Source organism: Candidatus Pelagibacter sp. PS_02, assembly GCF_059418065.1.
This window is the reverse complement of the sequence record NZ_CM182079.1, coordinates 1,106,248-1,118,980: the sequence shown is the minus strand read 5'-3', so window position 1 is coordinate 1,118,980 and position 12,733 is coordinate 1,106,248. Positions and strand designations below refer to the sequence as shown.

13 protein-coding genes are annotated in these 12,733 nt (G+C 29.4%); 8 read left to right on the top strand and 5 right to left on the bottom strand.

Features of this window, described 5'->3' with window-relative positions; translation table 11 throughout:
• The first annotated feature begins 24 nt into the window (after window positions 1-24).
• The 3 genes from AC5SL4_RS05915 (at window position 25) to AC5SL4_RS05905 (ending at window position 2,171) form a co-directional block, all read left to right on the top strand.
• Window positions 25-909 carry a dihydrodipicolinate synthase family protein gene (locus AC5SL4_RS05915; RefSeq protein ID WP_494587258.1) on the top strand — a complete coding sequence of 295 codons (885 nt, stop codon included), beginning with the start codon at window positions 25-27 and terminating at the stop codon, window positions 907-909.
• Window positions 910-996: 87 nt separating this feature from the next.
• Window positions 997-1,125 carry a hypothetical protein gene (locus tag AC5SL4_RS05910; RefSeq protein WP_494574910.1) on the top strand — a complete coding sequence of 43 codons (129 nt, stop codon included), beginning with the start codon at window positions 997-999 and terminating at the stop codon, window positions 1,123-1,125.
• A gap of 782 nt (window positions 1,126-1,907) precedes the next feature.
• The gene (locus tag AC5SL4_RS05905) at window positions 1,908-2,171 is read left to right on the top strand and encodes a hypothetical protein (protein ID WP_494573954.1); all 264 of its coding nucleotides are present in this window, start codon (window positions 1,908-1,910) and stop codon (window positions 2,169-2,171) included.
• Window position 2,172: 1 nt separating this feature from the next.
• On the opposite strand, the gene AC5SL4_RS05900 is transcribed toward AC5SL4_RS05905, so the two are convergent.
• The 3 genes from AC5SL4_RS05900 to AC5SL4_RS05890 are packed head-to-tail and all read right to left on the bottom strand — an operon-like array spanning window position 2,173 to window position 3,474.
• Entirely contained in the window at window positions 2,173-2,715 is a 543-nt protein-coding gene (locus tag AC5SL4_RS05900) for a tetratricopeptide repeat protein (RefSeq protein WP_494587257.1), read from the bottom strand.
• Between the two features lie 45 nt (window positions 2,716-2,760).
• Window positions 2,761-3,108, bottom strand: coding sequence for a thiol-disulfide oxidoreductase DCC family protein (locus tag AC5SL4_RS05895; protein WP_006997738.1), 348 nt, complete (start codon window positions 3,106-3,108; stop codon window positions 2,761-2,763).
• A gap of 3 nt (window positions 3,109-3,111) precedes the next feature.
• Window positions 3,112-3,474: a rhodanese-like domain-containing protein gene (locus AC5SL4_RS05890; protein ID WP_011281518.1), complete on the bottom strand. Its 363-nt coding sequence runs from the start codon at window positions 3,472-3,474 to the stop codon at window positions 3,112-3,114.
• Window positions 3,475-3,584: 110 nt separating this feature from the next.
• Between AC5SL4_RS05890 and tldD the strand changes: the two genes are divergently transcribed.
• From tldD to AC5SL4_RS05875, 3 genes are read left to right on the top strand one after another with little or no spacing between them, the layout of a single operon-like run.
• Complete coding sequence (gene tldD, locus AC5SL4_RS05885; protein ID WP_011281517.1) at window positions 3,585-4,997, top strand: metalloprotease TldD; 1,413 nt, start codon at window positions 3,585-3,587, stop codon at window positions 4,995-4,997.
• Between the two features lie 5 nt (window positions 4,998-5,002).
• A complete protein-coding gene (locus AC5SL4_RS05880) occupies window positions 5,003-6,322 on the top strand; it encodes a TldD/PmbA family protein (RefSeq protein WP_011281516.1) in 1,320 nt (439 codons plus the stop codon).
• Window positions 6,319-7,290 carry an NAD(P)/FAD-dependent oxidoreductase gene (locus AC5SL4_RS05875; RefSeq protein ID WP_011281515.1) on the top strand — a complete coding sequence of 324 codons (972 nt, stop codon included), beginning with the start codon at window positions 6,319-6,321 and terminating at the stop codon, window positions 7,288-7,290. Before AC5SL4_RS05880 ends, AC5SL4_RS05875 begins: the two co-directional genes overlap by 4 nt.
• Before the next feature lie 2 nt (window positions 7,291-7,292).
• Here AC5SL4_RS05875 and AC5SL4_RS05870 read toward each other — a convergent pair whose 3' ends face one another.
• Window positions 7,293-7,973 carry a DUF6134 family protein gene (locus AC5SL4_RS05870; protein WP_011281514.1) on the bottom strand — a complete coding sequence of 227 codons (681 nt, stop codon included), beginning with the start codon at window positions 7,971-7,973 and terminating at the stop codon, window positions 7,293-7,295.
• Window positions 7,974-8,026: 53 nt separating this feature from the next.
• On the opposite strand from AC5SL4_RS05870, the gene yczE reads away from it, so the two are divergent.
• Window positions 8,027-8,674: a membrane protein YczE gene (gene yczE / locus AC5SL4_RS05865; protein ID WP_011281513.1), complete on the top strand. Its 648-nt coding sequence runs from the start codon at window positions 8,027-8,029 to the stop codon at window positions 8,672-8,674.
• On the opposite strand, the gene typA is transcribed toward yczE, so the two are convergent.
• Window positions 8,671-10,497 (bottom strand): translational GTPase TypA, encoded by a 1,827-nt coding sequence (gene typA / locus AC5SL4_RS05860; RefSeq protein ID WP_011281512.1) that lies wholly within the window; start codon window positions 10,495-10,497, stop codon window positions 8,671-8,673. The genes yczE and typA overlap by 4 nt on opposite strands.
• Window positions 10,498-10,692: 195 nt before the next feature.
• On the opposite strand from typA, the gene AC5SL4_RS05855 reads away from it, so the two are divergent.
• Window positions 10,693-12,441, top strand: a complete 1,749-nt coding sequence (locus AC5SL4_RS05855; RefSeq protein ID WP_494587256.1) for a DEAD/DEAH box helicase — start codon at window positions 10,693-10,695, stop codon at window positions 12,439-12,441.
• Window positions 12,442-12,733 lie beyond the last annotated feature (292 nt).

The following is a 12,733-nucleotide window of genomic DNA, read 5'->3' as shown; positions in this document are numbered from 1 at the left end:
TAAGTAATCATTATAGGAATTAATATGAAAAAAATTAAAGGTATTTACGCAGCTGGAATGTCAGTTTTTAATGATGATTTAAGTCTAAATATATCCAAGACTATAAATCATGCAGAAAGAATAATAGATCAAGGTTGTCACGGTGTTGCTATTTTTGGAAGCACTGGGCAAGCACAACTTATATCTATAAGTGAAAAAATTAGCCTCTTAAATGAATTATCGAATAGTAAATATAGAGATAAATATTTAATTGGAACTGGGCTAAATTCTTTAAATGAAACTATAAATTTAATGAAAGTGGCTAACTCTTTAAACTTTAGTGATTTTTTAATAATGCCACCAGCTTATTATAAGTATGGTGATACTGAGGTAATAGAATTTTACTCAAAAGTAGTTGAAGCTGTGCCAGACAGTAAGATTATTTTATATAATTTTGAAAAGTTGTGTGGCTACAAATTTAGCGTTGAGTGTGTTAAGGAGCTTGTTAAGAAATTTCCAAAACAAATAGTTGGTGTCAAAGATAGCTCCTATAACCTATATGAAAATTTAAGGATTGATAATTTTTCTGTTATGCCGGGATCAGAATTGAAACTCCTAAAGGGTCTTGAGCTTGGATGTGATGGAATTATTACGGCAACTTGCAATGTAACTGCTAATTTATCTAGAAAAGTTTACGATGATTTTAACGAAAAAAAAGAACAAACTGTAAATGATATACTATGCAAGGTTAGGGGTACTTTTGACCAATACAATTTAATATCAGGATTACATTCTTTTATGTCAGATCAAGACGATTGTTACAAAAATGTTATACCACCGATTAGTCTTTTAAACGAAAAAGATAAAAAACAACTTGTGGAAGATCTCGGTAAGCTTAATTTTACATTAGGATCACTTAAGGCAGCTTAAATATAGCTAGCAAATTTTTTAACAACATTTTGAAACAAGAGACTATATTTATCAGTAATTAATTGATAAATCTAATTTTCTTAAAGTATGAAAAAAATAAAAAAAAATTCAGCTAAAAAAAAACCTTTAGTAAAAAAGAAGGTTAAAAAAATTACAAATAAAAATCATAAAAAAGATTTAAAAGTAAAAAAAAATATTTATAAAAAAAAAAAATAAGTAAAAATATAAAAACAAAAAAGAAAAAACAAAAAGTTAACACTAGAAAAAAAGTAACCTTAATATCAAGAGTAGTTACACTTCAGAATTCTTTAAAACCAGAATTTAACTTTAAAATTAATTTTAATTTAGAAAAATACATTCAAGCTTTTTTTGATAGTATCGCCAATAGAATATCTGAATATAAAACCTTAAAAGCTGAAGAAAAAAGAAGAAGACAACTTGAGGAAATTGAAAAAAAAGAACAAGAAAAATTACAAATCCAAAAACAAAAAGTAAAAGAAGAACAGGAGCAAACTAAACTTAAAGAAAAAGCATTAAAAGAAGAAATTAAACTTGAAAAGGAAAGAGCAAGAGACATAAAATTATTTTTACGTAAGGAGCAAGCACTACTTAGAATTGAACATGCTGAAAGGCAAAAACAGTTTTTAAAACAATTACAATTAGAAAAACAGATAGAAAAATTTAGAATAAGAGAGATTAAAGAATTAGAAAAACTTGAAAAGATTTCATTAAAAGAAAAAAGAGATGATTATGCTGGTCTTCAAGCAAGGATAGAGAAACTAAAAGATAAATATAGAATCATAAGAGACCAAAAAATTAGAGAGAGAGTAGAAGCTTTAGGAGTAAAAATCCAAGGTGATGAGGATAGAGATACTTTACTTCAAAAAGAGAAAGATTATAAAGTTGCGAGGCAGAAAATTGAACTTTCTCTTGAAAGCTTTTACAGAAGTGCCAGTAGTTTAGTTTTTCAACTAAATAAACGGCACATCACTAGACACATGTCTATTTTTAGATGCATTGATCAAAGATTTGAAACTGGTGAGATCTTTATCAAATGGGATGAAGCACCTGATGAAGAGTGGCTGCTATTAATTTATATAAAAAATAATTCTCCTGATGAAGGGATAGTCATTGAAGATAAATCAGATCCTGAAAAAAATTTATCTCATGAATTCAAATCAAATGAAATATTTAAAGCATCAGATCTAATGGTTGACTCGTTAACTCAGTTAATTTCAAGAAAAAGAGCCAAAAAAGATTAAATTAGATACTATCTTCTTTAATCAATCTTTCAATTTCAGGTATTAGTTCACGACTTTTAAATGATGGATAGAATTTTAATGCACTTTCAATACTCTTAATTGCTTTTTCATATTCTTGAAGTTTTATGAAAATTCTTGCTTGTCCTGATAAAGCCCCAAAGTGTCTAGGCTCTATATCTAAAACTTTATCAATATCATTTAATGAATTTTTAAACTGACTCATTAAAAAATATACTGTTGCTCTTTTATTCCAGGCTTCAGACCATTTAGGGTCATTCTCCAAGATATTACTAAAAACTTTTAATGCATAATTATAATCACCATATTGCATTAACTCTGTTCCAAACTCTAACTTTTCAGTTAATTTAAAATCACTAGGATGTTCATTCCAAACAGACCAAATTTTTTGCTCCAATAGAGCAGCACTTTTTGAATTATCAATAATTTGAAGTTGGTCAAAAAGATTATTTAAAATAACTTTCTGAGATGACTGAGCAGAAGAAACAAAACTAAATATAAATACGAATAGTATAAAAACTTTCATAATTAAAATATATTTTATTCAGTACCTCATCTCAACATTAAAAACTTATTTTAAAAGTTGTTTTTTATTTTTTAAAAATAAAAAGAAAGCAATAATCTCATAAAAAAATGAAAATAAAGTAAAAATTATAGGAGTTTTAAAAAAGCTATAAAGAAACTTATATTTAGGAATTTTTTTCCACACTAATAAAAAAGCTTCTGCCCCTCCAATTACTTTCTCCCCATCTTTAATATGAAGTCTACGCAAAAGGTTTTTAGCATTTCTTTGAGTTTCTATTTCTGCAGATTTATTATTTGTAATATCCACCCATTCTATGTCTTTAATATTTTGTTTTTTATACAAATTTATCTCAGCACGGCAAATTTTACATGAATTATTAAAATAAACTTTCACAATCTATTTTTTATCTTTCCAAGCTGTCATTCCACCAGTCATATTTTTCACATTTTTTATTCCCATGTCCTGCATAGTTTTTGTTGCAAGTGTGCTTTGACCTCCAAGACCGCAAAAAACTATATATTCTTTGTCAGGATTTTTCTTAAACATTTCATTTTCTAAAGGACTACCATCAGCTAAATAAAACTCTAATAAGCCTCTTTCTAAATTTACAGCATTACCAATAGTTTCTGACTCAAAACTATTTTTATCTCTTACGTCTATAAATTGAACATTTGGGTCATTTAGTTTTTCTTTGGCTTCATCAACTGAAATATTTTTTATCTCGCTAGAAACGTTCATTAATTCATCAAATTTTTTCATTATATTGTCCTTTTTTTTAATTTATTCCTAAAATTATATAGAATCCGATAGATTGTATATGTGCGAAATACGACAATTGAAAAAATAATTATAACTATTACTTGTTATGTATGAATGATTTTTTTACTAAAACAGATTTATCAAGAAAAGATGCTGAGAGCATTATATCAGAAACATTAAATAGTTGTGATGATGGTGAGCTTTACTTAGAAAACTCTAAAAGCGAATCTATTGTACTTGATGATGATAAAATAAAGAGTTCTAGTTATAGTTCTGATCTAGGATACGGTTTAAGAGCGGTTACTGGTGAAGTAGTAGCATATTCTCATTCAAATGAAATTTCAAAAAAATCATTAAAACAATCAGCTAGCAATCTAAGCTCAACATTAAAATCTCAAAAAGGTATTTACAATCATGAAATTCCACAAACTAATGAAAAATTTTATAAAGATGTGAATCCGATAGAAGAAAAATCACTACAATCTAAATTGGATCTTTTAAAAGAAGTTAATAACTATACAAGAGCTAAAGGTGGAATGGTAAAACAAGTCACTGCTAGTTTTGCAGGTGAGCATAAATCTATAGAAATTATAAGATCTGGAGGTGAAGTGTTAACAGATGTTAGGCCTTTAATTCGTTTTAATGTTTCAGTCATGCTTGAGAAAGATGGAAAAAAAGAAACAGGAGTTTATGGAATTGGTGGAAGACAATCTTATGATGAATATCTTAAAGATGATAATTGGAAAAAAGTATGTGATGAAGCATTTAGAATTGCTTCAGTAAATCTTGAAAGTAAACCTGCACCAGCAGGAGAAATGAAAGTTGTTTTAGGATCGGGCTGGCCAGCAATACTAATTCATGAAGCTATAGGGCATGGTCTTGAAGGTGACTTTAACAGAAAAAAAACATCTGCTTTCCATAATTTAATGGGTCAAAGAGTTGCTAGTGAGGGTGTTACTATAGTTGATGATGGAACTCTTCATAATAGAAGAGGAAGTTTAACAATAGATGATGAAGGGACACCTACTGAAAAAACTGTCTTAATAGAAAATGGTATATTAAAAAATTTTATGCAAGATCGACTAAATGCTAGATTGATGAACACAAGATCAACAGGTAGTGGAAGACGAGAAAGCTACAAGCATGTTGTTCTACCAAGAATGAGAAATACCATGATGTTAAATGGAAAATATTCTCAAGAAGAGATGATTAAATCAGTTGATAAAGGAATATTTGCAGTAAGTTTTGGTGGTGGGCAAGTAGATATTACTTCAGGAAAATTTGTATTTAACTGTACAGAAGCTTATGAAATTATTAATGGTAAAATTGGATCACCTATTAAAGGTGCAACATTAATTGGTGATGGACCTTCAATTTTAAAGGAGGTTTCATTGGTTGGCAACAACATGATGCTTGACCCAGGTATTGGAACTTGTGGAAAAGCAGGGCAAGGTGTTCCAGTAGGTGTGGCACAACCATCGATCTTAATTGATAAAATGACTGTTGGTGGAACGCAATTATAAATCATATGGTTAAAGATCAAGATTATTTAAAAAAGACAGCTTCTTTTTGTATAGATTTAGCAAAAAAACTTGGAGCAACAGACTCAACTGCTGCTGTGATGCACTCCATCTCAGAAACAGTAAATTTTAGAAATAAAAAATTAGACGAATCTGATCGGTCAGATAGCCTAGGGGTTAGTCTTACAACTTATATCGGCAAAAAAAAATCAAGTATTTCTTCTTCAAATCTTACTGAAGAAAATATCAAGATATTGGTTGAAAGATGTATTGAGACAACAAAAATTACTCCAGAGGATGAATATAATTCATTACCAGATAAAGACTTACTGGCTAATAAAATTAATGATCTAAATTTATATGATGATGACCATATAGAGAATGATGAAAAAATTGAATATTTAAAAGAAGTAGAAGAGGCTGCATTTCAAAAAAAAGAAATTATTAATACAGAAACTGGTTTCTCTGAGTCAAAATCAAATTTTATATTAGCTAGCAGTGATGGTTTTTTAAATGGTTATAAATCCTCTTCTTTTTCAGCATCATGTGTGGCTGTAGCAAAAGATTCTAATAATAAAATGGAAAGAGATTATGAATTTACCAGCACTTGTCATTTAAATGATATGTTAAAACCTAGTCAAATTGGTGAAATGGCAGCAAAAAAAACACTACAAAAATTAGATCCAAGAAAAATAGAAAGTGAAAAAATTAGTATTGTCTTTGATAGAAGAATTTCAAAAGGAATATTGAGTACATTTGCAAGTGCAATATCTGCTTCCTCAATTGCAAGAGGCACATCTTTTTTAAAAGATAAAATTAATGAGGAAATATTTACCTCTTCAATAAATATTTTTGATAAACCTAATATAGTTAAAGGATTAGGGTCAAGGTATTTTGACTCTGAAGGAGTGAAAACTGATGAATTAAAGTTGGTAGATCAAGGTGTTTTAAAACATTATTTAGTAGATACCTATAATGGAAAAAAATTAAATCTTAAGTCAAATGGTAGAAGTGGTGGAACAAGTAATTTATATTTTGAAAAAGGTTCCATTTCTTACAAAGACTTATTAAAATTAAATCAAAGAACTTTATATATTACAGAAACAATCGGTCATGGAAGCAATTTAGTTACAGGAGATTATTCTGTGGGTGCCACTGGGTTTATGGTTGAAAATGGAGTATTTAAATATCCAGTAAGTGAAATAACTATTGCTGGAAATTTTAAAGATATATTCAAAAACATTACTTTGGCTGATGATCTTGAGTTTAAATATTCTACCAATGCTCCTACGATGTTAATAGAAGGCATGGTAGTTGCGGGTAAATGAAGGATTTCTGTATTATTGGCTCAGGTATTTCTGGCGCAACAATTGCCAATATTCTTAATAAAAAATATTCATTAGATGTTTATGACAAAGCGAGAGGAGTTGGGGGAAGATCGTCTAATAAAAAGCTTAATAAGAATGAAAGCTTTGATCATGGTGTTCAGTATATTTCACCAAAAAGTATTCAATTTAAAAAATTTATAAAAAGTTTAATTTTAAAAAAAATTGTTAAGAAATGGCCAGGAAAACATTTATTTTTAAATACTGATAAGCAAGAAGACAAAAAACATACTAAAATAATTGGAAAAAAAGGTAACAACGCAATCAGCAAATATCTATTAAAAGATATCAACTGCAATTTTAATAGTGAAGTAATTAAAATTTTTAATAAAAATAAAGTTTGGGAAATATATTTTTCTGATGGGTCAAAAAAATTATATAAATCATTGATATTAACCTGTCCATTTCCTCAATTAAAAAAACTTTCAAAAAAATATATTAAACATTCATTTATTAATCAAAAAATAAAAATGGATGCAAATATAACAGTCATGATGGCAACAAAAAAAAGTAAACTTAATGTTAGCAGTTATTTTTTTAATGATAAAATTTTAGGTTGGGCTGGCAACGAAAATAGTAAAATGAGATTTAAAAGTAAAAATGATCTTTGGACTTTGCAGAGCACTTACTCATGGGCAAATAAAAAAATTGATAAAAATCGAGAAAATAAAAAATTAAACACAAAGATTATGATTGAGCAGTTTTTTAAACTTACAGGTATCAAAAAAACCAAAGTTTTATTTTCATTAAACCATGGCTGGAAATATTCATCTAACTCAAAACCTTTGAGAATTAAAAGTTATTGGAATTCTTCCTTAAACCTAGGAGTTTGTGCGGATTGGTTTGTTGGACCTAGACTAGAGTCGGGATGGATAAGTGCTCAAGATCTTTTTAATAAAATAAATAAATAGTTTTATTCAAACTTTTTAACCTTATATTCCCAATTTCCTAATCTAGAATAAGCAACCTTTAAAATTAATGAATTTTTTTTATCAAACCATATATCAAAATTAAGTCTTTTATCTTTTGGTAAAGACATGTCTTTTGAGGTTAATTTAAAATGATCCACGTCATAAGTTTTACCGTAGAGTTCGATTTTTTCTTTAGCAACAAAGGTTACTACTTGTTCTTTGATGCTACCTGATATTGGACTAATTTGACTATCAGTTTGTAAAATTTTATGGCTCCACCAGTTTCCAACTACGTTATTTATTGATGCTATACCACTATAGGAAGAACCCTGAATATCAAATTTATTTGTTTGTTTATTAAATTCTAAATTTACATATTTTTTTTTATCATTTTGAAGTGTTTTAGAATTAAAAGAAATTAATTGATCTTTAACATACTTTTCTTCTCCAAACCCTTCAACTTCAAAAATTGTTGCACCAAATAATTTCACTGTAAATTTAATTTGATTTGTAACTATTGTCTTATCTCCATCCTTTTTAAAAAAATAATAATTATAACCAATAACTTCACCATCTTTTAAAATCTCCATTTCAATTTTATTAAATTTATTATAATGCGCCATATGAGCATTAGAGCTGAGTGAATATGCTAAGAAAAATATTATAATAAAAAATTTTTTCATAAAGGAGTAACAATAATAGACTTTAGTTTTAAAAGAAGTAATTTATTGAAAATATGTTCTTGAAAATTAAAGATATTCCTAAAGTATATTGGAGTTCTGAAAAACCATTAAATCTTAAACCAAAAATTTCAACTTTCTTTTTTTTGTGTCTTGGATTAGTTTTATTTGGTCTAGGTGAGGGATTATTAATAGTTTCTTTTGCGGGGGCTTCCCCTTGGTCTATTCTTGCACAAGGTATTGCATTGAATGTTGATCTTTCAATTGGAATAATAACAGTATTAATTAGTATTGGAGTTTTGTTTCTTTGGTTGCCACTTAAACAAAAACCTGGAATTGGAACAATTTTAAATGCAATAATTATTGGTTTAATGATCGATGTCTGCATAAAATTTATACCAACCCCCGAAAATTATTTAAATCAATTAATTTTAGCAACAATTGCTGTACTTACGGTTGGTCTTGGTGGGGGGATTTATCTTGTTGCAAACCTAGGTGCAGGACCAAGAGATGGACTAATGGTTGGTTTACAAAAAAAAACTAACTTACCCATTGCAACTGTAAGAGCTTTTCTTGAAATAACAGTGATGTCTATTGGGTGGTATTTAGGTGGAACAGTTGGAATTGGAACTTTATTATTTGCTTTTGGAATAGGACCTTCGGTTGCTTTAGGATTATATCTTGTTGGAAAAACTTTTAATTAAAGAGGCGTTCCAGATTTCTCATTCTTTTTTCTGTCATTAGGATTTAGAATAGCTTTTCTTAATCTAAGAGATTTTGGAGTAATCTCCAAAGCTTCATCAGTATTTAGCATACTTAATTGTTCAGCAATTGACATTTGTCTTACTGGTGTAAGTACAACATTTTCATCAGTTCCTTGAGTTCTCATATTCGTTAACTGCTTACCTTTCATGACATTAATAATCATATCACCTGGTTTTGGGGCTAATCCGACAATCATTCCTTCATAAACGGGATCATTATGAGTTACAAACATTTCACCTCTTGCCTGCAAGTTAAATATTGCAAATGCAACAGCTTTTCCGTTTGCCATTGAAATTAAAGCACCATTTTTTCTGCCATCCATTTCACCTTCAAATTTTCCATAACCATGGAAGATTCTATTAATTACACCAGTTCCTTTTGTTAAAGTTAAAAATCTACTTGTGTATCCCATCAAGCCTCTTGTTGGTGCATGAAAGATTAATCTTTTTTTATCTTTTCCTGTATCTTTAAGATCAAGTAATTTACCTTTTCTTCTATTCATTGAGTCAATAATCTTTGATGAAAACTCTTCATCTACATCAACAGTAATCTCTTCAATTGGCTCTAGTCTGTTACCATTATCATCTTTTTGGTACAAAACTTTTGGAGGACTTACAGTCATTTCAAAACCTTCACGTCTCATTTGTGTCAGTAGAATTTCAAGCATTAGCTCACCACGACCACTAATTACAAAAGCATCTACGTTTGCATTTTGAGAAAAAGAAATTCCAACATTATTTTGTGCTTCAGTAACCAGTCTATCTCTGATTTGAGTACTTGTTAATTTTTTACCTTCTGTCCCAGCTAAAGGTGAACTATTCACACTTATAGTAATAGACATTGTTGGAGGATCTATTGGAGTTGCTGGAAGTGGATCGTTTACTTCAAGATCACAAATTGTATCTGCTACATTAGCTTTTTCTAAACCTGCAATTACAACAATATCTCCTGCTTCACCAACTTCAATGGGTACTTTTTTAGTTCCTTCGTATCTAAAAATTTTAGTTAATCTACCTTCATCAACTTTCTCACCTTTAAGATTTATTGCTTTAATAGCTTGGTTAGCTTTTGCTGTTCCTTGAGATATTTTTCCAACTAAACTTCTACCTAAGAAACTATCTGCGTATAATAAAGTAGATAGCATTGCGAAAGGTTTAGTTTTATCAAGATCTGCTGGCTTAACATGTTCTATAATTAAATCTAATAATGGGTGTAAATTTTCTCTTGGTCCATCTACTTCTTTATCTGCCCATCCAGATCTGCCACTTGCATACATAACTGGAAAATCTAACTGTTCTTCGTTTGCATCTAAACTTACAAATAAGTCAAATGTTTCATCTAAAACTTCATTAGCTCTTTGATCAGCTTTATCCAGTTTGTTAATTACAACAATGGGCTTTAAACCTTGCTTAAGAGCTTTTGCTAACACGAATTTTGTTTGTGGCATTACACCTTCAGCAGAATCAATTAATAATAAAGCACCATCAGCCATACTTAAAACACGTTCTACTTCAGCTGCAAAATCTCTGTGACCTGGTGTATCAATAATATTAACTCTAGTACCTTGCCAATCAATAGAAGCAGGTTTAGCTAGAATAGTAATTCCTCTTTCTTTTTCCAACTCCCCAGAGTCCATCAATCTTTCATCTACAACTTCATTTTCTCTAAATGAACCACTTTGCTTCATTAGATTGTCAATCATAGTTGTTTTACCATGGTCAACGTGAGCGATAATTGTGATGTTTCGAATATTGTTACTCATAATTTGACGCTCTTATACATTAATTGAGTCAATTGAAAACTTAAAAAAAATCAATATTTACTTACTTAAATTAATTATTCTAAAAATTCACTTCTTGTGATTGTTATAAAAACGTATAGATATCCCTATATAAATTAGACGTATTAAAGGATTAAGAGCATATCTCCTTAAATTTTAAAAAATCTAAATACCTAAATGGAAAACTTTAAATTACTAAAAATAGAAGATTCGTTAAAGAATTCATTGGAAAAAATGAAGTTTACGAAACCGACTCCAATTCAGGCGATGGCAATTCCTGTTGCTTTAGAGGGAAAAGATATTTTAGGAACAGCTCAAACAGGAACTGGAAAAACATTGGCATTCAGCATTCCTCTAATAAATAAATTAATATTAGATAAAAATGCATTTGCATTAGTTATGTGTCCAACTAGAGAGCTTGCAACTCAAGTAATGGCTGCAATTAAAAGCATTATTAGTGATAAAATTAACATTAAAACTGCCTTACTTATTGGTGGAGAGGCAATGCAAAAACAACTTAGACAACTAGGTAATAGATCAAGAATAATAGTTGGAACTCCTGGAAGAATTAATGACCACTTAAAAAGAAAAAGTTTAAATCTATCAGCCACTAAATACCTAGTACTAGATGAAACTGACAGAATGTTAGATATGGGTTTTACCCCTCAAATAGAATTAATTTTAAAATTTGTTCCAAAAGATCATCAAACTTTATTATTTTCTGCAACACTACCTCAGAATATTGTTAGAATTTCTGAGAGATATCTAAATGAGCCTCAAAGAATTTCAACAGGGTCAACATCAGTACCTATTGCAAAAATTAAACAAGAAACTTTTCAAGTTTTTAAAGAGAATAAATACGATCAACTAGTAGACCAATTTATAGCAAGAAAAGGATCAATATTAGTTTTTGTTAAAACTAAAAGAGGTGCTGATAAAATGGTTAAGCGTCTTAAAGAAGAGGGTCATTCAGCGGATGCTATTCATGGAGATCTTCGTCAAAGTAAAAGAGATCGTGTAATTACCTCATTTAGAAAAGGCCTTAAGAGAATATTAATTGCAACAGATGTTGCTGCAAGAGGTTTAGATATTCCTTTAATTCAACATGTAATTAATTTTGATCTTCCACAAGTACCAGAAGATTACGTCCACAGAATTGGAAGAACTGCTAGAGCAGGAACAGAAGGTTCTGCTTTAACTTTTCTTACCCCAGATGATAGATCGATGTGGAATGAAATTAGTAAATTAATTGATCCAAACTTTAAACCTGCACCTCGTGGCGCAAGAGGAGACTCAAGAGGAGGAAAAAGAGGAAAAGCTCCTTACAATAAAAAAAGAAAATTCAGAGATGAAAAAAAATCATTCGGTAAAGGAAGACCTGATCGATCATCAAGAGATGGAGAGAAAAAAAGTTTCGGGTACAAAGGAAAATCTAGTTTTGGAGATAAATCAAAACCCTCTAGTTATGGAAGACCTGATCGATCATCAAGAGATGGAGAGAAAAAAAGTTTCGGGTACAAAGGAAAATCTAGTTTTGGAGATAAATCAAAACCCTCTAGTTATGGAAGACCTGATCGATCATCAAGAGATGGAGAGAAAAAAAGTTTCGGGTACAAAGGAAAATCTAGTTTTAGAGATAAATCAAAACCATCTAGTTATGGAAGATCTAGTTCATCATCAAGAGATGGAGAGAAAAAAAGTTTCGGTTACAAAGGAAAATCTAGTTTTACAAAAAAAGATAACTCGAAACCTACTGGTTTCACAAATAATCCAAAATACTTTGGAAAAAAAACATCTGAAAGTTCATCCACTAGTGGAGAGAAAAAAAGCACTAGTTTTGATGGAAAGAAGAAGTTTAAAAGCAGAAGTGATAGACCTAAAAGCTTCACCTTCAAAAAACATAGTCAAAAAAGAGCTAAAGTCTAAGATTTTTTAGATTTCTCTTTTTTATTTTTTCTTTTTTCTTTCAGGCTTAATTTTGGTTTTTTAGCAGTACTTGAATCTTTAAATGATTTCCCACTGTATCTTTTTGACATGTCTTAAACTTATAACAGCTTAATAAAAAAAAAGCCCAGTAAAAACTGGGCTTTTTATAATTTTTAGTAAAGTGAATGGGTTTACATTCTCATAAGATTATTAAATGAGCGTTGATTTACTTAACTTTCTTAAAATGGTTCATCTATATTCATCACTTTTCATAAACAATTTAAAAGGAAGT

Bases quoted from the DNA above. Each gene is read 5' to 3' on its own strand.
- AC5SL4_RS05915 (WP_494587258.1), top strand. From the start codon at position 25: ATGAAAAAAATTAAAGGTATTTACGCAGCTGGAATGTCAGTTTTTAAT.
- AC5SL4_RS05910 (WP_494574910.1), top strand. From the start codon at position 997: ATGAAAAAAATAAAAAAAAATTCAGCTAAAAAAAAACCTTTAGTAAAA.
- AC5SL4_RS05905 (WP_494573954.1), top strand. From the start codon at position 1,908: ATGTCTATTTTTAGATGCATTGATCAAAGATTTGAAACTGGTGAGATC.
- AC5SL4_RS05900 (WP_494587257.1), bottom strand. From the start codon at position 2,715: ATGAAAGTTTTTATACTATTCGTATTTATATTTAGTTTTGTTTCTTCT.
- AC5SL4_RS05890 (WP_011281518.1), bottom strand. From the start codon at position 3,474: ATGAAAAAATTTGATGAATTAATGAACGTTTCTAGCGAGATAAAAAAT.
- tldD (WP_011281517.1), top strand. From the start codon at position 3,585: ATGAATGATTTTTTTACTAAAACAGATTTATCAAGAAAAGATGCTGAG.
- AC5SL4_RS05880 (WP_011281516.1), top strand. From the start codon at position 5,003: ATGGTTAAAGATCAAGATTATTTAAAAAAGACAGCTTCTTTTTGTATA.
- AC5SL4_RS05875 (WP_011281515.1), top strand. From the start codon at position 6,319: ATGAAGGATTTCTGTATTATTGGCTCAGGTATTTCTGGCGCAACAATT.
- AC5SL4_RS05870 (WP_011281514.1), bottom strand. From the start codon at position 7,973: ATGAAAAAATTTTTTATTATAATATTTTTCTTAGCATATTCACTCAGC.
- yczE (WP_011281513.1), top strand. From the start codon at position 8,027: ATGTTCTTGAAAATTAAAGATATTCCTAAAGTATATTGGAGTTCTGAA.
- typA (WP_011281512.1), bottom strand. From the start codon at position 10,497: ATGAGTAACAATATTCGAAACATCACAATTATCGCTCACGTTGACCAT.
- AC5SL4_RS05855 (WP_494587256.1), top strand. From the start codon at position 10,693: ATGGAAAACTTTAAATTACTAAAAATAGAAGATTCGTTAAAGAATTCA.